The organism is Arthrobacter sp. 260, from assembly GCF_013116745.1.
Lineage (GTDB): Bacteria > Actinomycetota > Actinomycetes > Actinomycetales > Micrococcaceae > Arthrobacter_D.
Map to the genome: position 1 here is coordinate 44,798 of NZ_JABFOE010000001.1, position 26,501 is coordinate 71,298.

24 protein-coding genes are annotated in these 26,501 nt (G+C 63.6%); 10 read left to right on the forward strand and 14 right to left on the reverse strand.

Annotation, left to right across the window (positions count from 1 at the left end):
• The first annotated feature begins 1 nt into the window (after position 1).
• The 8 genes from map (at position 2) to HMI57_RS00300 (ending at position 5,370) form a co-directional block, all read left to right on the forward strand.
• The gene (gene map / locus HMI57_RS00265) at positions 2-826 is read left to right on the forward strand and encodes a type I methionyl aminopeptidase (protein ID WP_171583913.1); all 825 of its coding nucleotides are present in this window, start codon (positions 2-4) and stop codon (positions 824-826) included.
• 206 nt (positions 827-1,032) lie between these two features.
• Complete coding sequence (gene infA, locus HMI57_RS00270) at positions 1,033-1,254, forward strand: translation initiation factor IF-1 (protein ID WP_019481515.1); 222 nt, start codon at positions 1,033-1,035, stop codon at positions 1,252-1,254.
• 73 nt (positions 1,255-1,327) lie between these two features.
• On the forward strand, positions 1,328-1,441 hold the full coding sequence (rpmJ, locus tag HMI57_RS00275; RefSeq protein WP_024475611.1) for a 50S ribosomal protein L36: 114 nt from the start codon (positions 1,328-1,330) through the stop codon (positions 1,439-1,441).
• Between the two features lie 172 nt (positions 1,442-1,613).
• Positions 1,614-1,991: a 30S ribosomal protein S13 gene (rpsM, locus tag HMI57_RS00280; RefSeq protein ID WP_171583914.1), complete on the forward strand. Its 378-nt coding sequence runs from the start codon at positions 1,614-1,616 to the stop codon at positions 1,989-1,991.
• A 167-nt stretch (positions 1,992-2,158) separates the two neighbouring features.
• Positions 2,159-2,560, forward strand: coding sequence for a 30S ribosomal protein S11 (gene rpsK / locus HMI57_RS00285; protein ID WP_019481517.1), 402 nt, complete (start codon positions 2,159-2,161; stop codon positions 2,558-2,560).
• Between the two features lie 169 nt (positions 2,561-2,729).
• Positions 2,730-3,740 (forward strand): DNA-directed RNA polymerase subunit alpha, encoded by a 1,011-nt coding sequence (locus tag HMI57_RS00290; protein ID WP_171583915.1) that lies wholly within the window; start codon positions 2,730-2,732, stop codon positions 3,738-3,740.
• A gap of 64 nt (positions 3,741-3,804) precedes the next feature.
• Positions 3,805-4,413: a 50S ribosomal protein L17 gene (rplQ, locus tag HMI57_RS00295; protein ID WP_171583916.1), complete on the forward strand. Its 609-nt coding sequence runs from the start codon at positions 3,805-3,807 to the stop codon at positions 4,411-4,413.
• A 24-nt stretch (positions 4,414-4,437) separates the two neighbouring features.
• The gene (locus HMI57_RS00300) at positions 4,438-5,370 is read left to right on the forward strand and encodes a tRNA pseudouridine(38-40) synthase TruA (RefSeq protein ID WP_171583917.1); all 933 of its coding nucleotides are present in this window, start codon (positions 4,438-4,440) and stop codon (positions 5,368-5,370) included.
• Positions 5,371-5,384: 14 nt separating this feature from the next.
• Here the strand turns inward: HMI57_RS00300 and HMI57_RS00305 are convergent, their stop codons facing one another.
• A complete protein-coding gene (locus HMI57_RS00305; RefSeq protein WP_216607026.1) occupies positions 5,385-7,139 on the reverse strand; it encodes a PAS domain-containing sensor histidine kinase in 1,755 nt (584 codons plus the stop codon).
• 171 nt (positions 7,140-7,310) lie between these two features.
• On the opposite strand from HMI57_RS00305, the gene HMI57_RS00310 reads away from it, so the two are divergent.
• Positions 7,311-8,066 carry a response regulator transcription factor gene (locus HMI57_RS00310; protein ID WP_171583918.1) on the forward strand — a complete coding sequence of 252 codons (756 nt, stop codon included), beginning with the start codon at positions 7,311-7,313 and terminating at the stop codon, positions 8,064-8,066.
• Positions 8,067-8,098: 32 nt separating this feature from the next.
• Here the strand turns inward: HMI57_RS00310 and HMI57_RS00315 are convergent, their stop codons facing one another.
• The 6 genes from HMI57_RS00315 to HMI57_RS00340 all read right to left on the reverse strand — a co-directional run bounded on the left by HMI57_RS00315 (position 8,099) and on the right by HMI57_RS00340 (position 17,003).
• Positions 8,099-8,500 carry a hypothetical protein gene (locus tag HMI57_RS00315; RefSeq protein WP_171583919.1) on the reverse strand — a complete coding sequence of 134 codons (402 nt, stop codon included), beginning with the start codon at positions 8,498-8,500 and terminating at the stop codon, positions 8,099-8,101.
• A gap of 181 nt (positions 8,501-8,681) precedes the next feature.
• Positions 8,682-9,398, reverse strand: a complete 717-nt coding sequence (locus tag HMI57_RS00320) for an ABC transporter ATP-binding protein (protein WP_171583920.1) — start codon at positions 9,396-9,398, stop codon at positions 8,682-8,684.
• Positions 9,395-10,300: an ABC transporter ATP-binding protein gene (locus tag HMI57_RS00325; RefSeq protein WP_171583921.1), complete on the reverse strand. Its 906-nt coding sequence runs from the start codon at positions 10,298-10,300 to the stop codon at positions 9,395-9,397. The genes HMI57_RS00320 and HMI57_RS00325 overlap by 4 nt, the downstream gene beginning before the upstream one ends.
• Before the next feature lie 19 nt (positions 10,301-10,319).
• Positions 10,320-13,112: an ABC transporter permease gene (locus HMI57_RS00330; protein WP_171583922.1), complete on the reverse strand. Its 2,793-nt coding sequence runs from the start codon at positions 13,110-13,112 to the stop codon at positions 10,320-10,322.
• Complete coding sequence (locus tag HMI57_RS00335; RefSeq protein ID WP_171583923.1) at positions 13,064-16,309, reverse strand: hypothetical protein; 3,246 nt, start codon at positions 16,307-16,309, stop codon at positions 13,064-13,066. The genes HMI57_RS00330 and HMI57_RS00335 overlap by 49 nt, the downstream gene beginning before the upstream one ends.
• A 97-nt stretch (positions 16,310-16,406) precedes the next feature.
• The gene (locus tag HMI57_RS00340; protein WP_171583924.1) at positions 16,407-17,003 is read right to left on the reverse strand and encodes an A24 family peptidase; all 597 of its coding nucleotides are present in this window, start codon (positions 17,001-17,003) and stop codon (positions 16,407-16,409) included.
• A gap of 39 nt (positions 17,004-17,042) precedes the next feature.
• On the opposite strand from HMI57_RS00340, the gene HMI57_RS00345 reads away from it, so the two are divergent.
• The gene (locus HMI57_RS00345) at positions 17,043-19,904 is read left to right on the forward strand and encodes an EAL domain-containing protein (RefSeq protein WP_171583925.1); all 2,862 of its coding nucleotides are present in this window, start codon (positions 17,043-17,045) and stop codon (positions 19,902-19,904) included.
• Here the strand turns inward: HMI57_RS00345 and HMI57_RS00350 are convergent.
• From HMI57_RS00350 to HMI57_RS00380, 7 genes are read right to left on the reverse strand one after another with little or no spacing between them, the layout of a single operon-like run.
• Positions 19,896-20,774 carry a type II secretion system F family protein gene (locus HMI57_RS00350; protein WP_171583926.1) on the reverse strand — a complete coding sequence of 293 codons (879 nt, stop codon included), beginning with the start codon at positions 20,772-20,774 and terminating at the stop codon, positions 19,896-19,898. The two genes, HMI57_RS00345 and HMI57_RS00350, sit on opposite strands and share 9 nt — an antisense overlap.
• Before the next feature lie 39 nt (positions 20,775-20,813).
• Entirely contained in the window at positions 20,814-21,767 is a 954-nt protein-coding gene (locus tag HMI57_RS00355; RefSeq protein WP_228720870.1) for a type II secretion system F family protein, read from the reverse strand.
• Complete coding sequence (locus tag HMI57_RS00360; protein ID WP_171583927.1) at positions 21,764-23,242, reverse strand: ATPase, T2SS/T4P/T4SS family; 1,479 nt, start codon at positions 23,240-23,242, stop codon at positions 21,764-21,766. Before HMI57_RS00360 ends, HMI57_RS00355 begins: the two co-directional genes overlap by 4 nt.
• On the reverse strand, positions 23,239-24,450 hold the full coding sequence (locus tag HMI57_RS00365) for an AAA family ATPase (protein WP_171583928.1): 1,212 nt from the start codon (positions 24,448-24,450) through the stop codon (positions 23,239-23,241). The genes HMI57_RS00360 and HMI57_RS00365 overlap by 4 nt, the downstream gene beginning before the upstream one ends.
• On the reverse strand, positions 24,447-25,187 hold the full coding sequence (locus tag HMI57_RS00370) for an RcpC/CpaB family pilus assembly protein (protein ID WP_171583929.1): 741 nt from the start codon (positions 25,185-25,187) through the stop codon (positions 24,447-24,449). Before HMI57_RS00370 ends, HMI57_RS00365 begins: the two co-directional genes overlap by 4 nt.
• 11 nt (positions 25,188-25,198) lie before the next feature.
• Positions 25,199-26,119 (reverse strand): pilus assembly protein TadG-related protein, encoded by a 921-nt coding sequence (locus HMI57_RS00375; protein WP_171583930.1) that lies wholly within the window; start codon positions 26,117-26,119, stop codon positions 25,199-25,201.
• Complete coding sequence (locus tag HMI57_RS00380; RefSeq protein ID WP_171583931.1) at positions 26,107-26,481, reverse strand: TadE/TadG family type IV pilus assembly protein; 375 nt, start codon at positions 26,479-26,481, stop codon at positions 26,107-26,109. Before HMI57_RS00380 ends, HMI57_RS00375 begins: the two co-directional genes overlap by 13 nt.
• Positions 26,482-26,501 lie beyond the last annotated feature (20 nt).

A 26,501-nucleotide genomic window follows, 5' to 3' on the forward strand; every position in this document is an offset into this window, starting at 1 on the left:
GATGTTCCGCCAGTCAAAGGTTGAGTACAAGAGCAACCAACAGATCCTCACGATGCGCAAGGCAGGGTTGGTGCTTTCGACGGCCCTGGACGAGGCTATTGGTGCAGCGGCCATCGGTGTCACTACTGCTGAATTGAACTCGGTATTCGCTGACGTACTGAAGTCGGCCGGGGCAACCTCGAACTTTCTGGGGTACCACGGCTTTCCGGCGTCCATCTGCGCTTCCGTCAACCACGAAGTGGTTCACGGCATACCCGGGGACTACGTACTCCAGGACGGCGATATCCTCTCCATCGACGGAGGCGCAGTGGTGGACGGGTGGCACTCGGATTCCGCACGATCTGTCATCGTCGGGCAGCCCCGTGCTGAAGATCAGCGCCTCTCTGACGCCACCGAATCCGCCATGTGGCATGGCATCGCGGCCCTGGCCGGCGGACGCAACGTTGGCGACGTCGGCAATGCGATCGACGACTATGTCACCGGGCTCGACGGCGCCCCTCTGGGGATCCTGCAGGACTATGTAGGGCACGGTATCGGGACCCAGATGCACCAGCCGCCAGACGTCCTGAACTACCGGAGCGGACACCGCGGTCCGAAGATCCGGCCCGGGTTATGCCTCGCGATTGAACCGATGCTGGTTCTTGGCAGCCTTGAGACAACCCTGCTCGACGACGACTGGACGGTCGTCACCACAGATGGCCGTCGCTCCTGCCAGTGGGAGCACACAGTCGCTGTGCATGACCGCGGCATCTGGGTCCTCAGTGCAGCCGATGGCGGTGCCTCAAAGCTGGAGCCGCTGGGGGTCACACCCGTTCCGCTGTCGTAGTGGTTCGGACGCACCGCGCGATTTAACATTTCACCTTCGTTAGCGTAGAGTTGCCTGTTGGTTGTCTCTACTCCTGTGCCCATTTAGGGCGCCCACGCGTGCACGATCCGGGATGTCCGGATCTGTTGCTGCGGTGGGAGTAAGCCAACAATTACCACCCCATTCGTTCGCCGCGCAAGCGGTGGGCATAGACGTTAGCGGAGGATATGGCCAAGAAAGACGGTGTCATTGAGATTGAAGGCACTGTGAACGAGGCTCTGCCCAACGCGATGTTCCGCGTTGAGCTGGCCAACGGTCACATTGTCCTTGCCCACATCTCGGGCAAGATGCGTCAGCACTATATCCGGATCCTCCCCGAGGACCGGGTGGTAGTGGAGCTTAGCCCTTACGACCTCACCCGAGGTCGCATTGTCTACCGCTACAAATAAGGAATTCTCCCATCCTGCCTCAGGGTAGGGAGTGTAGTTACAGCACAATCTGCAAACAACGCAAAGGAAAACCATGAAGGTCCAGCCGAGCGTCAAGCGGATCTGCGATAAGTGCCAGGTGGTTCGCCGCAAGGGCAACGTACTCGTGATCTGCGAAAACCCGCGCCACAAGCAGCGTCAGGGATAGTTCTTCTCCTTCCGAGAGAAACCCCTCACGCAGCAGCAGTACATCCATAAAGGCAGAGCAGTTCCCTTCTTTAGATGGGAGCACACCCCCGGGCACGGAGGCCGGGGAGCTGAAAACCTCAGCAGGCCGCTCTGTTTCAGACCTCCAGTAACACCAAAGGAGAACCGCCACTATGGCACGTCTCGCTGGCGTAGACATTCCCCGCGAAAAGCGGGTAGTGATAGCGCTTACCTATATCTATGGCGTGGGCAAGACCCGTGCAGACCAGACGCTGGCAGAAACCGGGATCAGCCCGAATACGCGCGTCAAGGACCTCACCGACGCGGAGCTGCTGCAGCTGCGTGACTACATTGAAGTCAACTACAAGGTCGAAGGTGACCTCCGCCGTGAGGTAGCCGCCGACATCCGCCGGAAGGTGGAGATCGGAAGCTACGAAGGCATCCGGCACCGCCGCGGTCTTCCAGTGCGCGGACAGCGTACTAAGACCAACGCGCGTACCCGTAAGGGCCCCAAGCGCACCGTAGCCGGCAAGAAGAAGGCCGCGCGCTAGATCCCCACTGGCTCCCTAACTTAGCTCGCTTCGCTCGCTAAGCCAGGGAACCCTCGCCAGCGGAGGCCCCTGTGAATTGGGGCTAATGGTTCTAGCCAGCCGCTTGCTCGCCATCAGGGCCCTCACCGGTCCCGGCACCTCACCCATCACCTTTCGTAGGAGAAGCAATGCCCCCCAAGACTCGTGGAGCGGTACGTAAGCCGCGTCGCAAGGATAAGAAGAATATCGCGCTTGGACAGGCGCACATCAAGAGCACCTTCAACAACACCATCGTGTCCATCACGGACCCGTCAGGCGCAGTTATTTCCTGGGCCTCCGCTGGTGAAGTTGGATTCAAGGGCTCTCGCAAGTCGACGCCGTTCGCCGCGCAGATGGCAGCCGAGGCTGCTGCCAAGCGTGCACAGGAGCACGGCGTCAAGAAGGTCGACGTTTTCGTCAAGGGCCCAGGCTCAGGTCGCGAAACGGCTATCCGCTCGCTGCAGGCTACCGGCCTGGAGGTTGGCTCCATCCAGGACGTCACTCCCAGCGCCCACAACGGTTGCCGGCCTCCGAAGCGTCGCCGCGTCTAATTAGCTTTTCCGGCGTCGAATGCCGCCCTGAGTGTGGTTCCGGGTTCCGGGATCATTCCAGGGCGGCGTTCGACACAGATCCTTAAGCTAATAAGCGTTGCTTGCTAGCTGTCCCTTTCCACCATTTGTGTTGCGTCATATAGCGGATGCTCCCTGAAAGGAAATGTAAGTGCTTATTGCACAGCGCCCCACCCTGACTGAAGAAGTCGTCGCCGACAACCGCTCGCGGTTTGTCATCGAGCCGCTTGAGCCCGGTTTCGGCTACACCCTCGGAAACTCACTCCGCCGCACCCTGCTGTCATCGATCCCGGGTGCAGCTGTAACCAGCATCCGCATCGACGGCGTGCTGCACGAGTTCACCACGGTTCCCGGTGTCAAGGAAGATGTCACTGAGATCATCCTGAACATCAAGAACCTGGCTGTGTCCTCCGAGCACGACGAGCCAGTCGTCGCCTACCTGCGCAAGCAGGGGCCCGGCGTCGTCACGGCAGCGGACATCGCGCCTCCAGCAGGCGTCGAATTCCACAACCCGGATCTGCACATTGCCACCCTGAACTCGAAGGGCAAGTTCGAGCTCGAACTGACCATCGAGCGTGGACGCGGCTATGTATCGGCTTCCCAGAACAAGTCCGGTGACTCCGAAATTGGCCGTATCCCGGTCGACTCGATTTACTCACCGGTCCTGAAAGTCACCTTCCGGGTTGAAGCAACCCGTGTTGAACAGCGCACCGACTTCGACCGTCTGATTGTCGACGTCGAAACCAAGGACGCCATCGCCCCCCGCGATGCCGTGGCCTCGGCAGGCACCACCCTGGTGGAACTGTTCGGTCTGGCCCGCGAGCTCAACACCGCCGCTGAAGGCATCGAGATTGGCCCGTCGCCCACTGACGCTGCCCTGGCAGCCGACATGGCGCTTCCGATCGAAGATCTTGAGCTGACCGTTCGTTCGTACAACTGCCTCAAGCGGGAGGGCATCCACACCGTGGGTGAACTCGTTGCCCGTTCCGAGGCAGACCTGATGGACATCCGTAACTTCGGTGCGAAGTCCATCGATGAGGTCAAGGCCAAGCTCGTTGAGCTGGGCCTGTCCCTGAAGGATTCCCCTCCAGGGTTCGACCTCGCGGCTCGCGCAGCAGCCATTGAAGAGGACGACGCCGCTTACAGCGACGAAGAGCTCTAACAACTTAGAACGACCTGTCCGCCGCCCCTAGCGGCGGACAGGACCACTTAGAGGAGAAACAATCATGCCCACACCAACAAAGGGCCCACGTCTCGGAGGCGGTCCGGCGCACGAACGCCTGATGCTCGCCAACTTGGCCGCCTCACTGTTCGAGCACAAGCGCATCACCACCACGGTGACCAAGGCGAAGAGGCTTCGTCCCTACGCCGAGCGCCTGATCACCTTCGCGAAGAAGGGCGATCTCGCCTCACGTCGTCGCGTCCTTGGCGTCATCAGCAGCAAGAGCATTGTCCACGAACTGTTCACGGACATCGCCCCAGCCGTTGCTGAGCGCGAAGGTGGCTACACCCGCATCACCAAGATCGGCAACCGCAAGGGCGACAACGCCCCGATGGCCGTCATCGAACTGGTTCTCGAGCCAATGTCAGCGAAGCAGTCAGTCGTTGCAGAAGCAGAACAGTCCAAGGCCAACGCAGCTCCTGCCGCGCCGGTCCAGGCCGAGTCAGCCGATTCGCCGGACTCGCCCGAGTCAGCTGACTCAGTGGATTCAGCCGAATCAGCGCCGTCGGCCGAAGAGGTAGCCGCTGAAGACACGAACGTCAGCGCCGAGGCCGGCGCCGACGAGGTTGTCGTCATCGAAGAGGGCACCACTGAGGACGACGGCAAGAAGTAATTCTTCTGCCGCTGTGTAAGCACTGTGATTGAGCAAAAGCCCGCTGTCCCTGTTGAGGATGGCGGGCTTTTGCGTGTCCGGCTCGATCTCGCCTACGACGGGGCGCACTTCTCCGGGTGGGCTGTCCAGCCAGGGTTGCCGACGGTTCAGGGGGTGATCGAGGCCGGTCTTCAGACCCTGCTTCGTAGACCAGCACGCCTGACGGTCGCGGGCCGCACCGATACCGGCGTCCACGCCCGGGGCCAGGTGGCGCACGTGGACCTCACACCCGAGGAGTGGCGCGGCCTTAGCAGGGGCAAGGAAATGACGCCGGAAACCGCAATGTTGCGGAGGCTGGGCGCCACGATCAGCCGCGAACTTGGAAGATCGGACCGTCAGCGCCACCAGGTTCCGGCGGTCGTCGTCCGGCAGGTTTCGCTTGCCCCTCCCGGCTTCGATGCCCGGTTCTCGGCGCTGTGGCGTCGCTACAGTTACCGGATCGCCGACCGGCCCGGGTTGCGTGATCCGCTGGTCCGCGGGGTCACCCTCTGGCACCCTGAAGAACAGCAGGTCGACCGCCTGAACGACGGCGCACGGCAGCTCCTCGGGTTACAGGACTTCCGCTCCTTCGTGAAACCCCGCCCCGGGGCGACAACCGTCCGTGAACTGCAGCGGTTCGATTTCGAACGAGCGGAGGACGGGACCATAACCGTTGCCATCCAGGCCGATGCATTCTGCCACAACATGGTTCGTGGACTGATCGGGTCGACCCTACGGGTGGGGTCCGGGGAGAAGGAGCCGTCCTGGCTTCTTGAACGGTTGCACGCCCGCACGAAGGAAGCGCGCTCGGTGCTTGCCGCCCCTCATCCGTTGATCCTCGAGGAGGTCCGCTATCCCGACGACGCGTCTATTGGTCGACGGGCCGAGGAGACCCGCGCCCGGCGCGACGGCACAGTGGGAGTGTCACCCCTCCGTTGACACGCTGCGGGGGATCAGGGTTCCGCGCTGGTGGCTGCCGCAGTATCAGCGATAGTCCTCGGAAGTGTGACGGTGAACGTGGTCCCGACGCCGGGTGAACTGGCGCACCTGATTGTCCCGCCATGACCATCGACAATGGCCTTGGTCACCGCGAGGCCCAACCCGACACCGGGAATAGCTGCCTCACGTGCGCCCCGTGCGCGGAAGAAGCGGCCATAGATCAGGCTGGCCTCCCGCTGGGTCATCCCTATCCCGCGGTCCTGAACTTCAATCTGGACGGTGTCCTGACCTGCGTGGGCCCGCACGACGATATCCCCACCGCCGGGGGAGTACTTGATGGCGTTGGAGAGCAGGTTGTCCACGACCTGGCCGATGCGGAGCGGATCGGCGATCACCCACAAGCGGTCGGGCAGTTCGGATACCAGGTTCACGCCAGCAACGTCGGCCTGTGCCTTGGCGGAACGCACCCGTGAAGCGACGAGCTCCGATAATTCGGTGGGTTGCGGATGCAGGCTCATCGCTTGGGTGGTGGAGGATAGGAGGTCGGAGACCAACACCGACAGCCTTTTTGCGTTCCGTCTGGCAACGATGAGTGATTGGTGGGCCGCCGGTGTCAGGGGTTCCTGCGATTCCAGGACAAGGTCGAGGTGGCCGACGATAGAGGTCAGTGGGGTGTTGATCTCATGCGTGACGTTGGCAACGAAGTCCTCCTTCACGGTGAGCAATCCGACCAGTTCGGTAACGTCGTTGAACACGATGACCGATCCGGCGAAGTTCCCCTCGGTGTCGATCATTGGCCGTGCAGCGGTGGAGACGGCGCGCTGGGTGTCGCCCTCGCCTAGCCAGAGCAAATTGTTGGAGAAGCATTCTCCGTTGACCGCGCGGCGGATTGGGTGCATGGAGCCGGGCAGGGGCGCCCCGCCCTTGCTGCCGGAGAACGGCAGCACATCCTCGTCCTTGGCATCCGATTGGTCTGCAGCCTGGAGGAAAAGCTGTTGTTGCCGGTTGGAAAGGAGCGTCCTTCCCTCCGTGTCCACCGCGACTACGCCGACGCCGACCGTGTCGAGGATCGCGGCCAGCAACCGCTCCCGGTTCCCGCTCTCAGCCTCCAAGACGCTCACAGCCTGATTCTTCCGGTCCAGCTCGACGATCTGCTGCATCAACCGGGTACTTGAGAGGCGCATTGTGAGAAAGACGGCAAGCATTGCGGTGGGGATCAACAGCGTTTCGACTGCCTTGAGCCCGGTCATCGAAAAGGTTGAAAGCAGCGGATAGTGGACGATCAGGTAGGGCGCAACAAAGCTGATCAGCGCTGAAACCACGACCATTCGCCCCGACACAGCGAGCCAGATCACCGGGAACAGAGATAGCGCCCCAAGCCCGGGAAGGGACTCGTAGGCACCGTTACGGACAAAACCGATGGCAATGAAGTCCAGTAGCGGGATGGCGAGGATGGCCTCCGGCGGGAACCGCTCCCACGGCATAAGCAGGCACGCGACGAACAGCAGGAGGAGGAGGCCCAGGCCTACCAGAAATGCACCGTTGTCGAAAACCTCCGGGTTGAGGAAGGGCGCCGATGCGGCGATCAACACAATGATGAGGGTAAGTGGCAGCTGGAAGAGTGCCGTCTTCCCGCGCAGACCCAGCTTTCGTTCGAACACTTTGTCCCCGAGCAGCCAGAACTGTTGCGATGTCGAGGTGGTGGGCGCCGTGAAAGGTGTGTGCTCTGGTGGTGCAATGTCGGCGTCCCCTGGCCGTAAGCGATGCATGCGTCCATTATCCTCCCGGATTCCCTGAGCGATAGCCACCGCAGGGGATCAGTACCCGGTCCCAAACGAGTATGCTGGGAGCCAAAGGTGAGTATTGTGAAATGAGAGGTACATCCTTGACAGGGCGCCACCCCCTCGGGTTGGGTTCCAGCGAAGACTAGGGAATGAGATATGAGCGATCCCGGAGTAGCAATTGTCATTGAGGACGATGACGATGTGCGGAACCTGGTCGACGCTGTTCTCACCCAGTCCGGCTTCGAGGTTCATTCGGCGGGTCTGGGACGCGAGGGTGTTGAACTGGTCGCCCAGCACAGCGCCACGATAGTGACCCTTGACGTGGGGCTCCCTGACATTGACGGCTACGAGGTGCTCCGACGGATTCGTTCGACGAGCGATTGTTATGTATTGATGCTCACCGCCCGCACTGACGAACTCGACACTTTGACGGCACTGCAATCCGGGGCCGACGACTTCATCACCAAACCGTTTCGCCCGCGGGAACTGAGGGCACGGATCGCCGCGATGCTTCGCCGCCCGCGAGGCCAGGGCCCGATCGGTGCAAGCGCCGCGCCCCTGGAAACGGTCGATAGCGAGTCTGGACTGTTGAAGCACAACGGGCTGACGCTCGACCACGAGACTCGGACGGCCAGCCTTCCAGGTACCACACTCAGCCTGACCCGCAGCGAATTCGACCTACTGCATGACTTGCTGCGCAGCGGAGGGGCGGTTCGCACGAAGGCCAACCTGGTAAGAGTGGTGCGCGGGCACCATTACCGGGACGATGCCTTCATCAGTGACGCCGACGAACGGGCGGTCGAAGTCCACATGGGCAATCTGCGAAGAAAACTGGGTGAGGACTCGCGGGAACCGAAGTGGCTGCTCACGGTCCGCGGCGTCGGCTACCGGCTGGCGCCCCGCCAGGACTGAACCGCCCGAACTGTGTCGTTGTGCCCCGATCGTCACCCGGGAGTCTCCTCGTCGCTGGCCGCTTCCCCGCCGAGCAACAGTTCTTCGGTAGTCTCCAGAGCGCAGGAGTTCAGACGGGGCAGCAGCTCTGCGGCCGCTGAAAACTCGTCGACCCTGATCAGGTCCTCCACGCCGGAAGCCAGCTGGGCGAGCCTGACCGCGCCCACCATCGTCGAAGTGGTCTTGATGCTGAGAATGGCATCCAGTGCGCTGACACTGTTGCACTGCTCAATGTCGGTGGACAGCCGCAGGTACCTTTCATCCCAGGCCTGAACGAACTCGAGGACAAACGATCTCACGGCTGTCGGATGGTCGAGGTGGTCCTGCAGGCGGTCAAGCGTTTCGCGGTCAACAAGGGGAAGTCGTCTGCGTTCCGGGACGGTCACGGCTCGCATTTCGCGGAATCCGCCGCAGACGCAGCCACCGAAATTGCCATGATCACCGCCTCACGCCCGGCGTAGCCTATCTTCAACATTTCCCAAGGATACGTTCGAAATACCCGGTTGGGGTGCCTCCGCCGAGACCCTGCGGAAAAGCTTCGTCATTCCTACAAATGGAGCGGATCAAGCGCCGGTTTTACCGCAACGACAGGTCCAGATCGCGGACCAGTTCGCCGTCATGGAGCTCTACCAGTCGATCGGCCCGCTGGATCATGAGCGGATCGTGGGTCGAGACCACCGCAGCGACCTGTTGGGTGTGGACGAGGTCACTGATGAGGTCCATCATCGTTCCGGCAGTGACACTGTCCAGCTGACCGGTGGGCTCATCAGCGATCAGCACCCGGGGACGATTGGCCAGCGCCCGTGCCAGCCCAACGCGTTGCTGTTGACCCCCCGAGAGTTCGGCGGGACGTTGGTGGTGGTGATCGGCGAGGCCAACCAGATCCAGGAGTTCGTCCACCCGGGCCCGCCGTTCAGCGACGGGAAGCCCGATCAGCCGCATCGGGACCTCGACGTTTTCCGCCGCCGACAGGATGGAGATCAGCCCGAAGGACTGGAAAACAAATCCCACCTTGGTCTGGCGCAGCGCCACCCGTTCGTCCTCGCTGAGAATGGTTAGGTCACGGTCACCGAGGAACACCGTGCCGCTGTCGGGTTCATCCAGCCCACCGAGACAGTTCAGCAGGGTGGTCTTGCCCGAGCCGGAGCGGCCACGGACCACCAGCAGCTCACCGGGAAAGACGCTCAGGCTCACGTCGCGACAGGCATGGACCGCAGCACTCCCCACGCCGTAGGTGCGGTGCAGCGATGAGGCGCGCAGGGCGGGAACTGAGTCGTTCGGGAGGACGGTCATGGGGTGTCCTTGGTGGTGGTCACAGCAGGGATGGCATTGTCAGGGGTCGCCGGGGCCACCCGCACATGGTCGTCCTCCAGACCGAGACGGACCCGATCCCGAATATCCAGGGACCGCATGAAGTCCTGGGGCAGCTGGAGCCTCCCCACCCGGTCGATGACCGCGAACTCTTCAGCGATTAGATGATGATCACCGTTGTCAGCGGTACCTGAACGGCGCAGGGTCTCGGTGGAACAACGCCCGTCGCGGATCTGGACCGTCCGTTTCACATGCTCCGAAACTGCCGGATCGTGGGTAACGATTAGGGTGGTGGTTCCCAGCCCTTCATTGACGGACCGCATGGCCTCGAGCACATCGGCTGAGGTCTGTTCGTCGAGTTCACCGGTGGGCTCGTCGGCAAGGATGACGCGGGGCGAGTTGGCTATCGCGACGGCGATCGCCACCCGCTGCTGCTCGCCTCCGGAAAGCTGTGCCGGTGTGCGATCGCCGCAGTACCCGACGCCCGTCAGTTCCAGCAGCTCGGCGACCCTCAGTTTCCGGTCCTTCCGCCCCGAGATGGTCATGGGCAGAGCCACGTTCTCCGCGGCGGTCAGGTAGGGCAGCAGGTTCCGGGGGGTTTGCTGCCAGACGAAGCCAACAGTGTCCCGCTGGTACGCCGAGCGGGCGGTCCTCGTCAGGTCCGACAGGTCCACCCCCGCAACCCGTGCGGTCCCGGCGGTGGGCGTGTCCAGGCCAGACAGGATGGTGAGCAGGGTCGACTTTCCAGACCCGGAGGCCCCAATGAGCGCCGTCATTTCACCTGGCTGCACCGTCAGGTTCAATCCCTGGAGGGCCTGCACCTCGATACCGTCGCCACGGAAGATCCGGACCACGTCCTCACAGAGGATGTCGGGGGTGTCCATACGGTTGTCCTTCCAGAGATCAATGGCTGTCGGTCATGCGAAGTACAGTCGCTACCCGCTGTCTCCGGCCAACGGCGACGGCGGCAGCGATCGAGAACGCGGTCACGGCGAGGAATCCCGCCAGCAACCACAGAGTCAGCGTGATATCCACGGTAATACCGGGTTGCGGCCCACCACCGGTAAAAGCGGCGAGGTCAATGCTGTCAAGGATGAGCAGGGGAAGTATGAAACCGAGCAGCGTGCCAGCGACCAAGGCCGCCGCCGCTATCGGTCCCAGCTCCCAGAGGAGAAGTGCGCCGTCGCGTTGGCGCGGGAAACCGAGGGTCCGCAACAAAGCGAGGAGACGATTCCGCGCTGGCGCGTTGACCACCGACGTCATCACGATGGTGAGGGCGCAGAGCACCCCCATGAACACGATTACTGTCCACAAACCCGCCTGCAGGCCAGCGCCCGATGGCGAACCGAGCGTCAGTTCCTCGAACTCGGCGGGCGTCTGGATCAGTAGCGGGGTGGGGGTGACACCCGCGATTGCCTCCCGGATCGCCGCGTCGTCGGCAGCCGGGGCCAGGTCAAGGAACACCACTGATGGTTCGAAGGTCCGCTCGTCGAGGGCGTTGACCGCAGCGGTGCTCACCAGCAGCCAGTTTGAACCGGTGGCCAACGTGATCTGTTCGGGGCCGGTACCCACAATGTTGATGGGGCGCGCTGCGTTGCGGTAGTTGAGGGTTCCGTTGCTTCCCGGCGTGAGTCCCACGGCTGACGACATCAGGACGGGCAGGGTCCCCCCGGCAGCCGGACGCTCAAGGAGCCCCAGCAGGTCGGTGGGGAACGCACCAGCCGACCCCTGCTGGGCGATCCTCACCTCGGCGGGATCAATGGCGAGGACGCGGACCAGCGAATTCTCACCGGCCGCGCTGTCGCGGACCCGCAGCTGTCCCAGGTCCGAGACACCCGCGATGTTCTCTACACCCTCCAGTTCCCGGATTTTCTCCACCGACTGGGCTGACAGTGGCGAACCCTGGATCCTCAGGTCGGCGCCGACGCCGTGCTGTGCAGCGTCGGTGACACCCGCGCGGAAGGTGGAGAGCAGCACGCCGGCGAATACGACGACCGCCAACCCCACGATCAGCGCCAGGACCGGCAGTAGCCCACCGCCCGGCGAGCGGAGGGCGCGTACGGCGCCCAGATATCCGATCAGACCGGGAGCGCCCTGCTGGTGCTTCGCGTACCGGGCGAGTGGCAGCGGGTAGAGCCGGAGGACGAGGACACAGGCGGCCAACGTGATCAACAGGGGAGTGGCCGAGAGCAGCGGGTCAACCGCCCCCAGGTCCAGGACCCGCTGGTCGATGCCCCGCTGAAACATCAGAATCGTTGCGGTGGTCGCCAGACCGACGACGAGCGCCTCCAGAGCGAGCCGCCAGCGACGCCGCGTTTTCGCAGTGCTCCCGCCGCCCGTCCCACGGACTGCGGCCGGCGGATGGGGCAGAGCCAGCAGCACTGCCGGAACCAGAGCGGCAACCACCGCCCAGGCAAAGTGCAGGGGGTTGAAGGGGACCGGGATAGCCACCGCCGCGAGCAGCGCTCCGAGAACAGCAGCGGGAATACCAAGGACCAATCCCTCACCCCCGAGAATAGTTCTGAGCTGGGTAGCGGAGGCACCCCGGGCGCCCGCCAGTTCCACGGCCGTGCGTCGCCGGTCGACGACGAGGCGGACGGCTACGGCCGCTGTGGCCAGGCAGACCCCCAGCGGGCCGGAGGCCAGCAGTGCAAGGATCTGGTTAGTCGATGCGGCACGCTGCGTCGACTCGGCCATTAGGGCGGGCGCACCCGAGTTGAACTGGGCCGTCTGGTTCGGGCTGGTGCTCGGGATAGCGTGCGGCGCTCCGACGGCCTGGCGCAGCTGGGCCTCGATCAGCGGGGCAGCGGCTGCCTCCAGCCGGGACCCGTCCAGCGGCAACCACATGGTGGTCTGGGTGCGCTCAGTCATCCCGAAGGTGGGGGCAAACGCATCGGGGCTGACGACAGCAGTCGCCGTGACGAGGGTTCCAGTGTTCGGGTTTATCTCCTCCACAGCGGTCAGGAGGTCGGTATTGATGGTCCAGTAGGGATCGGCTGCGTCCCTGGGGTCGTAAGTGCCGGTGAGCAACACCGGCCGGTCGGGCGGAAGGTCGACGTCGTTGAATGAGCGCAGGACAGCACCGGGGCGTTCCTCGCCGACCTCCCACCCCGCGGCAGCAGCGGAATCGGCGGACAGGAGGATCTCGAGGGGTTCCGTCCCCGGATCGTCAAGACTGAGCGGGCCGGGCAAAGACCCGGAGCTCAACTCGATATGATCCAGGATCAGCGGATCGGCGGCATAGTTCAGGTCGACACTGAAGATGCCGGTGGGGAAGGGCCCGCGGATCACTGACTCGAATCCGGTCACCTTCCAGCGGGCATCCCCGGCCATGCCGCGCAATGGCTGGGGCAGGTCGTCGCGAATCCGGTCCAGCGTGGTGGCGAGCTGGGTCGTGGCGCCGGGATTCGTTCCGTCAAAACCCGCGTCCAGGTCGGTGAGGGGCGGGGGCGCGGACAGGTACCCGATGAAGTCCCGTTGGCTGCCTGTTGCCGAACCGAGAGTCTGTCGCAGGTCCTGTGCATACATTGCGTCAATGGCGCGCGGCCACATGGTGAGGATGCCCGAGACCACGAGGACAATCACTGCCAAGAGAATCGACGGGCCCCGGTAGTGGCGGAACTGGCGGCGTAGCAACAGGAAGAGGCTCATCCGGTGACCCGTCCCGGCACCGGCGCACTCATGGCCTGATGCCACACCCGCGATCCGTAATACCAGGCTGCTCCAGCCACCGCGAGACCTTGCGCCAGGAGAATGGCGACCAGCGGGACGACGGCGAGCCGCAACGGCGCGCGCAGCGTATCAGCGGCCCCCACTAGCACCGCCTCAGCGAGGGGTCCCACCAGAAGGGCCGATACGGCGGCTCCGGCCATCACCCCCAGCACGATGGCGGCCGCGCTTACCGCCTGCAACTCTCCCCGCCTGCCACGCGCCTGGCTGCGGGCAGCGAGCCCTACCGCCCGGAGCACTGCGACTTCCTCGGCGCGCGCACGAACCAAAGCAATCACACATGCCATCAGGGCGACGAAGCTGATAGCCAGGGATCCACCGGTGCCGAGCCACAGGGCAGTAGTACCGGGAGCCAGGAACTGCGCGCTGGTATCGGTGTTCGCGGTGTCAATTAGTGCGCCGGTGCCCCTGGAAGCGGTGGCAGCAGCGGCTGCGGCCGATTCCGCGGCAGCCGGGTTGGCTGCGCCCAGCCAGAGTTCAGCGGGGCGGGGCTGCACCGAGGATTCGCCCAGCATCGCCTGGCCGTAGGCCTGCAGATCGACCATCACCGCGGCCGATGCGGTGGTGCCGGGGACCACCGGCACTTCCGCACTGATCAACGCCTCCAGCTCAACCCCGCCGAGACGAAGCGTTGTCTCGTCTCCCACCCCGAGGTCGAGGATCCGCAGGAGGGCGGTTGTGGCCGCTACCGGCACCGGCGGTTGCGACAGCGGATCAGGCATCAGGCGGGCACCAACCCGTCCAGCCTGGAACTGGTCTCCCGGAAAGACAACGCCCACCCCGGCGGGCAGATTGGAGAGAGCCAGCAGACCGGAGGGGATAGCACTGGGGGCCAGCCCGATGCTGGAGTTCCCCTCGAATCCCGAGGGGCCGGTGCCTCCACCCAGGTTACCGGTGAGGCCCCTCAGCTCAATGGAATACCCCCGAGGTTCACTTCCGGGAGGGATGATGAAATCGATTGCAGCCACCCGCATCAGCTCCAGCCCTGCCGGCAGGCCGACGGTCAGGACATGCTCCTGAGCCTCGGCGACGGGCAATCTGATCGAGCCAGCTTCGACGGGAACAAGCTGCCCGGTGGTGTCCAGAAGCCAGACAGTGAGCGCAGCATTCCGGCTGGCCCCGGGTGATCCGTCCCCTCCGGTAGCGAGGGGCGAGGTGCGGAGGTCCAGTTCCAGGGTGCTTGTCCCCGCCAGCAGCTCAAAGTCCGGAGTGGTGGGCGTCGGCCGCGGTGTCAATGCCGCCGCCACGCGCCCAACGTCGAACGGGCTGGAGCTTTCGCCGAGGAGACCACTCAGCTCCCCGGAGTCCAGGGCGATGAGAGGAACATCCTCCGACCCGATTTTCGCTGGACCCCGGTATACCCTCGACGCTGTCGACACACCGTCCAGGGCGGCAAAAGTCCCCACATCGGTGATATCTCCTGCCCCAATAATGCTCAACGGGCCGGGAACACTGACACGGACGGCCGACCCATTGGCCAGATGTGCTGCAGCCCGTTGGGAGGACGCCGCCGTCTCCGCGTACACAGCGGTGAAGGTAGCACCGCCGACGGTCAAGGAGATCAAGGCAATCGGAATCAGCTGTGAGGTGATCCTTCGCGACACCTGCATCGCGGCGAACGGAAGAGCGAACCCTGGACCGGCGATCAGGTGCCGTTCGGCTCCGCGCGCGGCCACAGACACAAGCACCAGGATGGTAGCCGTGAGTGCGAGCAGAAGCAGCGCAGGTGCGGGGGCAGCCAGCGGGTTGACGTCCACTCGCCCGTCCACCACCTGGGACAGCGGGGAGCCATAGAGAAGGAACTGCCACACTGACAGGCCGGCCAGAGCGACAACTCCCGCCAGCAGGCCGAACGAGGCAACCCGGGTACCGCGCCCGCCTTCGGGCTGCCCAACCATTCGCCGGGAGCGCAGCGCGGCAATCCAACCGGGCAGGACGAACGCTGCGGTCGCCACGGCAACGCAGGTCAGGGGAATTGGCCAGGTCGCCAGCGCGAACTCGGTGGCCGCGGGGACCCACCCGGTGGATGTGACCACGCCGGTACTCAGCAGCGGCACTGCTACAACCGCGGCTAACCAACCCCCCAGGGATCCTGCACTGGCCAGCGGGACGATTTCTAACGCGTTGAGGGCGGTGCGCTGGGTAGCGGACGCCCCCCGGGCAGCCACCAGGGAGTCCTCCACCGCTCGGGCGTTCGAGAGCAGACGGGCCACCTGGACCACAGTGACCGCACTGAGGACAGTGAGGAGCACCAATGCGACGGGGATGACCGCTTTCACGCTCTGGGTCGCCTCAGTAGCCGTCGCCAGGAGCTGACCGAGACCCCCCGACTGGATGAGGCCCCCGTTGCTGACCGTCCGGTCGCTTTGCATCATCCGTGGCAGGTCGGCGAGGCCGGCCGAAAGACCCGCCAGCCCGGCCGCCGACACAGTCGTCGCGTCAAGGGTGAAGACCCACTGCACCTTGCTCACCGCGGAGAATTCCTCAAGGTGGTGCCCCGGGACGGCCATGACAACAGGTTGCCCGGCCCCCGTGTTCGTGTCCGGCGACGGGACCGGGAGGAAGAAGGCGCCGTCGGCTCCGTCTGGCGCAACCAGCGCAACCGCCTCGACAGTGATGGGGCCCGACGCGCCGTCGACGACGAGAGTGTCACCCACCCTCAAGTCCAGAGTGGCGGCTGAAGTCTCGGAGATGGCTGCAGGCACGGGACCGGTCGGGGCATCGTCGTCGGTAGCTTCGCTGGAGGACGGTCCGAACGCGTCGAGTGTGCCCTCGATGAGGGCCGTGCGCTCCGAGGGGATCCACCCGAACGGGATGACGCCGAGATCGGCCGGAAGCGAGTCGTCGTCGACGGCGCGGGGATCGGCGTAGGGAACCGAGGCGATAGCCAGCCCATCGTCCAGGGAAAGATCACTAAACTTCGCGGCGGCGGCCTCCAGCTGGAGGGAAGCGTCGTCGGCGGCGGTGGTGGTGTGCAGCCGGAAGTAGTTGTCCTCGGTGAAGGTGCCACCGGCGATCTCCCGCAGAGCCCCAGTGGCAGCCAGTTGGGTGTGGCCCACCACAGTGGAGAGGGAGGCAGCGATGAAGGCGATGGTGATGAGGATCAGGGTAAGGAGTCCACGTCGGGGGCCCGCGCGTCGCACAGCAAGCAGCCAGTGCGTCATATGCGTCTCCCCAATCCCCCAGACCGGAGCCGTAGGTGACGTAGACCACAGGCTCGTCCAGCCATCCTACAGAACTGCCGGGGAAGCCCCGCAGCCCCTAGGCGAATATCATCACCCCGGCAAGGCAAGCCACGATCATCGGCGGCCCAAACGGGAATACCGAGCGGCGTGACGCCTTTTGTGCGAGCAGCAGGAAAACACCGATCAGTGCCCCGAGAATGAAACCGCCCAGCACGGTCACCGCCCAGGCATTCACCCCGGCGTACCCTCCGTAGAGTCCCAACACCCCGGCGAGTTTCACGTCCCCCATGCCTAGGCCCCCCGGTGAGACGAGCGCCAGGACCAGGTAGAGGGCAAACATGGCGAGGCCGCCAACGATCGCCCCTACCAACCGGTCCCATTCCCCGGAGACGAGGCTCGCCACCGAGAAGAGTGCCAGCGCGCAGACGCCGAACGGCAGCAGAAGGGCGTTGGGCAGGAGGCGGGTCCGGAGATCCACGACTCCCAGCACCACAGCGAAAACCGGCAGTGCAAGGAAAGCGGGGGTGGCGGGGGACCACCCAAATCGCCAGAGCACGAGCGCGCACAAGACGGCCGTCACCACGCCAGTCCATAGCCGTACCGCCGGGGGGAGGGCCAGCACCGATCGTGGCAGGACTGTCCGTCCCGCTTGGTCGTCCTGTTGGCGGTCCATTCGCCCATTATCTACCGTGGCAGGGCATAGGCTGTGATTATGACCACGCACCATCCCTCGGTCTCGCCCGAGGGAAATCCGCTGCCGCAGGCACAGCCAGGGTTGCGCGAATCCCTCGACGCCCTGCCAGTGGCAGTAGCTCTCATCACAGCAGACGGCGTCATTTCGGAGGTCAACCGGGAGTGGGAGAAGTTCCCCCAGCCCTTTGGCACACGCGGAACCCACGGAGCAGGGGAATGCTACACGTCGGTGTGCGATGATGCGGCGGCGCACGGGGACGACGCGGCGATGGTGGTCTCCCGTGGTCTGCGCACCGTGCTGGGTGGAGAGGAACAGAACCTGGCTCTTGAGTACTCGACGCGCGGCGGGGAGCGCTGGATTCGGACCCGGATCTGCCGAAGCGACAGCGGGGGTCTGGTGATCACCCACCTCGACATCACACGCCAGATGTTGGGACAGCAGGAAATCCTTTTTCAGGCTTCACTGCTGAACGCCGTCGGCCAGTCTGTGATCGCCATTGACCTTCAGGGCAGGATCACGTACTGGAACGACGCGTCGGTGGGCATGCTGGGCTGGAAAGCAGGCGAAGCCGTGGGCCGTCACTTCGCTGATCTCGCCCTGTTCGAGAATGGCTCAAAGGCGGCGGCAATCATCGCCCAGGTCACTGCTGGGGGTACGTGGGCCGGCGAGCACTGGACGAAGCACCGCAACGGGCGCCGGCTGTCGGTCTACTCAACTGTCACGCCGCTGTACGACGCCGAGGGCAAGGTGACCGCCGTGATCGACGTGTCCACTGACACCACCGAGTCACAGCAGGCCGAGGCTGAGGTGGGACGTCTCTCCAGCCTTGTTGAGTCGTCGAATGATGCAATCAACGGGGCCACCCTCGACGGGATCATCACCAGCTGGAACGCCGGGGCCGAGAAGATGTACGGCTACTCGGCCAAGGAAGCGATCGGGAAGAGCGTCGCCATGCTGTCCCCGGTGGAGCGCTCGAGGGCGGACGAGGGGTTACGGGATCGGCTCCGGAGGGGCGAATCGGTGATGGGTGAGTATGTCCTGGGGATGCGCAAGGACGGCACCCTGATGGACATCTCGTTGACGTTGTCACCCATGTATGACGCCTCGGGCCAGCTGATCGGGTCGTCGGCCATCGCACGCGACGTCACCGAACTCAACACGCTACGCGCGGCGTCCGATCTGGAACGGGACCGGCTCGCCGCCGCCCAAGAAATGGCACATGTGGGGTCGATTGAATGGGATGCAATTACAGGCCGCGTCTGGTGGTCCGACGAGTACTGCCGGATCCACGGGATGCCGGTGAGGTCAACGGGCGCGCGGGAGCCTCTGGTGCGCTCCGTCCACCCCGCCGACCGCGGACGGGTCGTCCAGATCTGGGATGATCTCATTGCCCGGGGTGGACCGGTCGAGTTCACCTATCGGGTCATGACGCCGGAAGGGGACACCCGGTGGGTGTCCGCCCGGGGCACCCTTGAGAGGAACAGCGACGGCACACCGGTCAAAATGCTGGGGACCGCTATGGACATCACCGAGCGCAAACTCGGCGAACAGGCGCTTGAACGGTTGGCGTTCCGGGACCCGCTCACCGGGTTGGCCAACCGGGCGCTGCTCACCGAGAGCATTGAGAGTGCGCTCGCCCACTGTGCCCTGCGGGGAACCCGGGTGGGGTTGCTCTTTCTCGACGTCGACCGGTTCAAAGTGATCAATGATGGTCTGGGGCATGCGGCTGGGGACAGCCTGCTGGTGCAGCTGGCTGGACGGTTGCAGGACGCGGTGCGCCCCGAAGACACCCTGGCACGCTTTGCCGGTGACGAATTTGTGATCGTGTGCTTGGATATGACCGAGGAAAATGCGACCCAGTTGGCCCGGCGTATCCGGACCGCTGTGCAACGGCCGTTCGAGCTCCTCGAGCGGGAAGTTTTTGTCGACGTCAGCATCGGCATTGCGATCTCTGACGTCGACGACACCCCCGGATCTCTGCTCCGCAACTCGGACGCCGCGATGTACCGGGCGAAGGGGAGTGGCAGGAAGAAGGCAGTTCTCTTTGACGAGGCGATGCACCGTCGTGCCGAACTGCGCCTCGCAGTGGAGTCGGAACTGCCTCGCGCTATCGAACGGGATCAACTGAAAATTCACTATCAACCGGTGGTGGATGTTGCCGGAGGTGAACCGATCGGGTTTGAGGCTCTGCTGCGTTGGCAGCATCCAGAACATGGCCTGATTGGCCCTGACTCGTTCATTCCTGTTGCCGAAGAGACCGGCCAGATAGTGCCGATTGGTCTGTGGGTGCTGCATCAGACGTTGAAGCAGGCCCAGCTTTGGAAATCAGAGGTGCCCGGCGCCGCGAACTGGCGGATCTCGGTGAACCTGTCCGCTCGGCAACTCCAGGATCCGGGCCTGCCGGCCGCCGTGGATGAGGCGATCCGGGCAACCGGGATCGACGCGGCCGCCCTGGTACTGGAGATCACCGAGTCGGTGCTGATGGGCGACGCCGACCAATCGTTGAGGACGCTGACAAAACTGCGGAGCCTCGGCATCGGGATCGCCATCGACGACTTCGGGACTGGGTATTCGTCGCTGAGCTACCTCCGCCGCTTCCCCGTCACATCATTGAAGATTGACCGCTCCTTCACCGAGGGGCTCGGGGGAAGCGATGCGCATGCTGGACCCATTGTGGAGGCAATTGCCGCCATGGGGCGTGCGCTCGGCCTACGGGTAGTGGCAGAGGGGGTGGAAACCGTGGAGCAGCTCCGTGAGCTGTCCCGCATGGAAGTCCAGTTCGCCCAGGGCTACCTATGGTCGCCAGCGATGCCCGCCGACAAGGTACCCGGATGGTTCGCGGCCCACCAGATGGGCGCCGCAGGGCGGTCCTTACCCTAGTGTCTCCATGAGTTTGATTGCCGCTGGCCCCAGGACCACGATGAAGAGCACCGGCAGGATGCAGACCATTAGGGGGAACAGTACCTTTACCGGAATCTGCATGGCTTTTTCCTCGGCACGCTGGCGTCGCTTCATTCTCATCTCGCTCGCCTGCACCCGAAGCACACTGGAGATCGAGATACCGTATCGGTCCGCCTGGACGATTGCGTTGACGAACTTCCGCAGATCTGGCGCATTCGTCCGGGAGAGCAGGGCCGCGTACGCTTCACGGCGTGCCATCCCCAGCTGCATGTCCTGAAGGGTGCGGACCAGCTCCGCTGAGAGGGGGCCCTTCCCATTCTGTCCGGCACGCGCCATCGCGGAGTCGAAGCCGAGTCCCGCTTCGACAGCGATGGTCATCTGGTCGAGGGTGTCGGGCAACTCGAGCGCAATGGCTGCCTGGCGTTCGGTGCCTTTGCTGTAGACGAGAAGGTCAGGGACGAAGTAGGCGATTGCGGTTAAGGCCACAGCGAGCAGGACACTGCGGGCTCCCGGTGCGCCACTGACATAGAGAATCCCGAGAACTGCCGCAGCCATGGCCAACAGGATCTTTCCGGTGACCACTCGCCGCAGCGGCCATCCCGCTGGCCGACCTGCGAGAGCAAGCCGGCGGTCGAGTTTTGCGACCAGGCGGTCCGGGGTGAAGCGACCGGCGATGGTTTCGAGCCAGGCACCGTTGCGCTGCTTCACCTTGGTCTCATTGGTGAGACCGCGGATCAGATTGTGCTGGATCTGGGTTCGTCCCGGCGCTCGATTCCCGACGACCGACCATCCAAGGAGCGGCACCGCAGCCACGATGGCCAGGATGCTAAGTATTACCAGTGGTGGCATTTGATCCTCCTTCCAGGCGCCAGCCCGAGTGACAGTGCGTTAAAACTTGAACGAGACCACCTTCTTCATCCACACTCCACCCACCAGGAGCAGGATTACGGAGACCCCCATGATGACGTAGCCGATGGGATGCTGGAACATCGGATCCATGTACCCGGGACTAACGACTATCAGGATTGCACCCATGGCGAACGGCAGCGCCATCAGGATGTAGGCGCTCAACTTGCCCTCTGCGCTGAGCGTATCCACCTGACGACGAATCTGGTTACGCTCCCGAATGGTCTGACCCACCTGATCGAGGACCGTCGCGAGGTTCCCTCCCACTTCGCGGTGGATGGCGATAGCCTGTGCCACCCAGGAGAAGTCTTCGGACTGCATCCGGTCTGCAGCGTCATCGAGGGCATCGCCGAGATCTCGTCCGAGTCGGGTCTCGTTGATGATCCGGGTGAACTCCTCAGTGGTTGGAGCCTCTGAATCGGCGGATACTGCATCAATCGCGCGCAAGAGGCTGTGTCCGGCCCGCAGGCCGCCTGCCAGTAATTGCAGGGTGTCATCCAGTTGCTCAGCGAACTGCTTCTGACGGCGGGACGTCAGCACCCCAAGGCCAACCTTGACGAGGACGGGTGCAGCAATAGCAAGGAGGATGGCGAAGAACGGCCCGGCAAGGATCAAACCTACGCAGGCTGCGAGTACCGTGCCGCTGCCGGTCAGCACAACGAAATCTGCTGGCCGGATCTTTAGTCCTGCTCCCTCGATTTTGGCTGCTATCCCTCCCATCAGGTTGCGCCGCTTGAGCAGACCGTCGACCATGCCGGTGGTCAGGCTCGCCAATTGGGTCAGCTGGATTGGTGATGACGTGTCAGCCGTTCTGGTGCGGTTTAGCGAGTTGCGTTGAGGACGGGGAATGAGCACGAGGAAGATTGCCGCGCCCAGGGCTGCGAAACAGGCGACAATTCCCAGTAGGAGCTGCATTCCCGACGGTTCAGGAATCATCGCTCAGTCCTGCCGTTGATGGGGGAACCGAAAACGCTGGGAGAGAGCTCTATACCGAGGTCGCGGAACCGGTCAGTGAACTTCGGGCGGACTCCGGTTGGCACCGGAACCCCGAGGAAACGGCCGTTGGAGTCGACACCCGCGCTGTAGTCGAAGACGAAGGCATCCTGAAGGGTCACGATTTCCCCCTCCATACCCTGGACCTCGGTCACATGGGTGACCCGACGGGTACCGTCACGAAGCCGCGTGAGCTGCACAATGACGTCCACTGCAGCGGCCAGCTGCTCGCGGACCGCGCGGAGTGGCAGGTCCATCCCGGCCATCAGGACGAGAGTTTCCAGGCGGGCAATTGCGTCGCGGGGCGAATTGGAGTGGACGGTGGAGAGGGATCCGTCGTGGCCGGTGTTCATGGCCTGCAGCATGTCAAGTGTCTCGCCACCGCGGACCTCGCCCACCACGATGCGGTCGGGACGCATACGGAGGGAGTTGCGGACCAGGTCCCGGATGGTGATCTCTCCCTTACCCTCGATGTTGCTGGGCCTGCTTTCCAGCCGGACCACGTGGTCCTGCTGGAGTTGCAGTTCCACTGCGTCCTCGATGGTGACGATCCTCTCGCCCTCCGGGATGAAAGAGGAGAGGACGTTGAGGAGGGTGGTCTTCCCGGTGCCGGTACCGCCGGACACGATGATGTTCAGCCGTGCCTTGACGCAGGCATCCAGCAGCTCAGCCATATCCGGGGAAAGGGTGCCAAAGCCAATCAGGTCGTGGACCTGAAACGGGTCAGTCGCGAACTTCCTGATGGTCAGGGACGAACCGTTGACCGCCAGGGGAGGGATCACGGCGTTCACGCGGGAGCCGTCGGCCAGCCGGGCATCCACCAGAGGGGATGACTCGTCGATCCGTCGGCCCACTCTGGACACGATGCGTTCGATCACCTTGCGCAGGTGTTCCTCCGACGCAAACCTGACCCCGCTGCGGGTCAGTTTGCCGTGCTGCTCGACGTAGATCATGTTGGGGCCGTTCACCATGATCTCGGTGACGCTTTCGTCGTCGAGCAGGTGCTGCAAGGGCCCGTAGCCCAGCACATCATCGCTCACACCACGGATCAGCCGTTGGCGTTCCTCCTTGGAGAGCGGCACCTCCTCTTCCTCGACTACCTGGGTGAGTTCTTCCTGAACCAGGGCATGGAGCTGATCCTCGGTCAGAGCTGAGTCGAGTAGTCGGTTCCCCAGCCGCTCGAACAAGATGGTACCGGCCCTGTCCTTCAGTTTGGCGAGGGCATCCCGCGCTGGCGGTGGGGCTGCGGCCGCGGGCTTGGCCGGGCGGGCCGATTGCGCCTCCTTGATGCGTGGCTGAAAGGACTGTGGCTGCTGCCGAGGGGCTGGGGTCGGGTCTGACCCTTCCGGTGCTGCTGGTTGAGCGGAAATTGTCCCCGAGGATCGGCGTGCGGCTTCCAGCCGCTCGGCGAGATTCACTTCTTTCCTCCCCGGTGACGTCCGTGCCCCTTGGACTTCGTGACGGCAACCGGTGGTGCGAAGCGCAGCAACAGCTTCCGTAGGGCCTTGCTCGCCGGATCCCGGCGCTTGTTTTCCAGCAACGGAGCGCCCTGGTTGGTGGAGAGCCGCACGGCCCGCGATGAAGGGATCACGATGTCGACCTTCACGTTGAGTGCCTTCTCGACGTCGGCGATCGTCAGCCCGTCCCGCTGATCAGCATTGTTGAGCACTATGTGACGGGTGATCGGAATGAGCGCCAGTTCCCTGAGCACATCGAGTTCCTTGCGAAGCCCCCTCACGCTGGGGACATCCATACCGCTGACGAAGACGTAGTCGGTTGCCTTGTCCAGTGCGGCGAGGGTGTGCTCGGACAACCCGGGGGAGGTGTCCACCACCACGTAGCGGTACTGGCTGGCCAGCTGGTCAAGGAGATGTGAAACGTCCTCACCGGTGACCTGATCCACAGCATCGGGAAGGTCGGGTGCGCACAGGGCGAAGAGCCCCGTCGGATGGGCGCTGAGGAAGGACTTCAACACCATAGTGTCGCGGCGGGCTGGACCATGGACCGCATCGGTCACCGAGTGATCCGGTGCAATCGTCAACGCGCTTGCTACGTCCCCGAACTGCAGGTCGAGATCGACCAGCACCGTGGCGTGGGGGGCCGCGGCGGCAAGGCCTACGGCCAGGTTGCTCGCCACAGTGGTCTTTCCCGCTCCGCCCTTGGGCGAGACCACGGCGATCACCCGGCCGTTGGCGGACCCGGCAGTATCGCCGGAGGACAGGCTGGCCGAGCGCCGGCGGATCGCTGCACTGCGGGTCGCCCGATGCAGGAGCACACTCAGCCCGGCGACATCGGCGTCCGGCTCAACAACGTCCCGGATCCCGGCGCGCATGGCGCTGAGCACCACGCTGGGGGTGGGGGTAGTGGTGAGGAGGACGCTGACCTCAGGAAACTGCACCTCAAACTCGTCAGCGAGTTGCAGTGCATCGTCGAGGGGAACCCCTGGACCGAGGATGAGCACGTCAAGAAGGCGCGGATCCGGAAGCTGGGCAACCAGCTCCTGCGCGCCCGTCGGAAAAGCTGAGCCCAGCCAGGAGTGGATTTCTCCTTCAAGTACCCCGGACGCAGCCTCTGTGAGGCGCTGAAGAAAGTCAGGGGCTGTGGTGACTATCGCGTAGCGGCTCATTCGTAGATCTCATCTGCGGTGATCTGCCGCGTGCCGTCTTCGGTTGCTGTGGCTGGTTCTTTCGAAAGCCAGATTGTCCCGAATTCTTGAGCGAAGACGATCTTTTCCGCATCCGGAGCCGGGCGTGCGACTGTCACCAGAACGCTACCCGCCGGAATGGGAGTCGAGGATGGCGAATTTGACCCTTCTTCCGCAGTAATCGCTAAGCCTTGGACACTCGTGACGAGAACTTTATGCATGGTGAGATGTGTCGTTGCTTCTAGAACATCTTCCCCAACAGCTAGGGAGATAAACACACCAACAGTGTCACCCGGCAGTATTTGGCCGCCAACGGCCCGTTGCGGTTCAAGGAGGATCGTGACTTCCTGCATCCCCTCGGGCACCTCGACCACTGAGTCCTCAATGAGCTCTACCGGATCGACGAACCGGGAGCTCAGCACCTGTTCGCCGGACACCAGCTCCACACTGGTAACCAGGCCAGCAACCTGGTCAAGGCTCGCGATGGCGTCGGCCGGCACTACCTTGGCGGGCACTGCCTCCTCGCTCACCAGATCGGTGAGTCCCTCAGCAGCGGTCCCCTCGGGAATTGAGACTCCGTTCCGGACTACCAGAACAGTGCGGGTTTCGGTGCCGGCAAGAGCCCGCTGCTCGGAGGCGCTGACGTACTGGACCAGGAGCACGGTGCCGAGGACTGCCAGGAGGACGGCGGCAATCGCACCGATGATTCGGCTTTTCACTGGGATATCCCTTACTGACTCAGCGTGACAAAGAAGGCGTTTAGCTCGTCGCCGCCGAGCTCTTCCACACCGAAGGACTCAAGGTCTTCGAGAGAGACCAGGGTGATGAACTTTCCCTTGATTCCTGCACAGTTGTTGCAGCCGGCTTCCTTGATGGATTCGCCGGGCCAGCTGTGCTTGGTGGTGTAGAAGGCAGCGAAGCCATCAATAACGTAGTTGACGTTGTTACCGTTGCCTGACTTGGCGACGTAGACAGGCAACATGATTGTTTTCCCATCGATGTCGCAGTTCTGGGGTCCGCTCTTGCCCGGGTCCCCGGCAATGATCTCGTCCACGTCGACGGTGGCGGTGCAGCTTTTCTTGTCGAGCGTATCGAGCCAGCCGAAAGCGCCGGGAAGGGATTTTCCGTCGGTACCTGTGCAGTTGGAGGTCACGGTGATCCAGATCTCCTCGTCTGTCGGAGTCTGGTCGAAGAGACACTTCGGCGCGGTGAAAGGGAACACTGTCGCTTTGGAGGGACTACCCCAGGACGCTCGAGCTCGGGCCTGCACCGCCGACGACTCGATGCCCAGCACCGGTGCAAACCAAAACTGGACGGCTGAATCACCATCCGTAGTAAGGGTGTTGGTGGTGACGGTGACCGTGTTGCTGACAGACAAGTCGACGACTGCACTCGCTCGACCGTCGTTGGCGTTGGCGCTGGCAAGATCCGCCGCGGCCAAGGATGCCGCCCCCGGGTCGCACGAATCCTGATAGGCGCACTCCTGGGCAATCGCCAGGGCAGCAGCGTCGGCTCCGTTCTGCAGTTGGGCACGTTCGGCGAAAACTATTCCAACATCGATCACCAGGGCGGTCATCCCCAGCACCAGCACCATCAGCAATGACGCCATCACAGCCACGGCGCCGTCCTCGTTCTTCATCAGCCGCCGCATCTCATCACGCCTTTTCCGGTAACGGTTACGGCATCGGCAAACAATCCTGATAGTAGATCGACCGAATAGGTCACCGTGACTGTGGTTTCGGTAGCACTTACACAGGGTGTGACAGTGACCTGGGTTGATGACAAAGCGGGCTGGAGGCCAGGTGCGGAGAGAACAGCCGCTGCCTTTGCCACACCGACGTCTTTCTGGATGGCCATCACCCGTACCGCTTCGCGGGCAGCGGACGTGACCTGAAGCTGTGCATTATAGATACGACCGAATTCGACAATTCCAAACAGGACGAGGAGCAGAATTGGCACTACAAGAGCGAATTCGACCGCGGCGGCTCCAGATTCCGATCGAAATCGTCTCATGGGGAGTTCTTTCCTTGAAC

Excerpts from the sequence above, each read along its gene's own strand:
- map (WP_171583913.1), top strand. The coding sequence starts at position 2 with ATGTTCCGCCAGTCAAAGGTTGAGTACAAGAGCAACCAACAGATCCTC.
- infA (WP_019481515.1), top strand. The coding sequence starts at position 1,033 with ATGGCCAAGAAAGACGGTGTCATTGAGATTGAAGGCACTGTGAACGAG.
- rpmJ (WP_024475611.1), top strand. The coding sequence starts at position 1,328 with ATGAAGGTCCAGCCGAGCGTCAAGCGGATCTGCGATAAGTGCCAGGTG.
- rpsM (WP_171583914.1), top strand. The coding sequence starts at position 1,614 with ATGGCACGTCTCGCTGGCGTAGACATTCCCCGCGAAAAGCGGGTAGTG.
- rpsK (WP_019481517.1), top strand. The coding sequence starts at position 2,159 with ATGCCCCCCAAGACTCGTGGAGCGGTACGTAAGCCGCGTCGCAAGGAT.
- rplQ (WP_171583916.1), top strand. The coding sequence starts at position 3,805 with ATGCCCACACCAACAAAGGGCCCACGTCTCGGAGGCGGTCCGGCGCAC.
- HMI57_RS00305 (WP_216607026.1), bottom strand. The coding sequence starts at position 7,139 with ATGCATCGCTTACGGCCAGGGGACGCCGACATTGCACCACCAGAGCAC.
- HMI57_RS00310 (WP_171583918.1), top strand. The coding sequence starts at position 7,311 with ATGAGCGATCCCGGAGTAGCAATTGTCATTGAGGACGATGACGATGTG.
- HMI57_RS00315 (WP_171583919.1), bottom strand. The coding sequence starts at position 8,500 with ATGCGAGCCGTGACCGTCCCGGAACGCAGACGACTTCCCCTTGTTGAC.
- HMI57_RS00320 (WP_171583920.1), bottom strand. The coding sequence starts at position 9,398 with ATGACCGTCCTCCCGAACGACTCAGTTCCCGCCCTGCGCGCCTCATCG.
- HMI57_RS00325 (WP_171583921.1), bottom strand. The coding sequence starts at position 10,300 with ATGGACACCCCCGACATCCTCTGTGAGGACGTGGTCCGGATCTTCCGT.
- HMI57_RS00335 (WP_171583923.1), bottom strand. The coding sequence starts at position 16,309 with ATGACGCACTGGCTGCTTGCTGTGCGACGCGCGGGCCCCCGACGTGGA.
- HMI57_RS00340 (WP_171583924.1), bottom strand. The coding sequence starts at position 17,003 with ATGGACCGCCAACAGGACGACCAAGCGGGACGGACAGTCCTGCCACGA.
- HMI57_RS00345 (WP_171583925.1), top strand. The coding sequence starts at position 17,043 with ATGACCACGCACCATCCCTCGGTCTCGCCCGAGGGAAATCCGCTGCCG.
- HMI57_RS00350 (WP_171583926.1), bottom strand. The coding sequence starts at position 20,774 with ATGCCACCACTGGTAATACTTAGCATCCTGGCCATCGTGGCTGCGGTG.
- HMI57_RS00355 (WP_228720870.1), bottom strand. The coding sequence starts at position 21,767 with ATGATTCCTGAACCGTCGGGAATGCAGCTCCTACTGGGAATTGTCGCC.
- HMI57_RS00365 (WP_171583928.1), bottom strand. The coding sequence starts at position 24,450 with ATGAGCCGCTACGCGATAGTCACCACAGCCCCTGACTTTCTTCAGCGC.
- HMI57_RS00375 (WP_171583930.1), bottom strand. The coding sequence starts at position 26,119 with ATGCGGCGGCTGATGAAGAACGAGGACGGCGCCGTGGCTGTGATGGCG.
- HMI57_RS00380 (WP_171583931.1), bottom strand. The coding sequence starts at position 26,481 with ATGAGACGATTTCGATCGGAATCTGGAGCCGCCGCGGTCGAATTCGCT.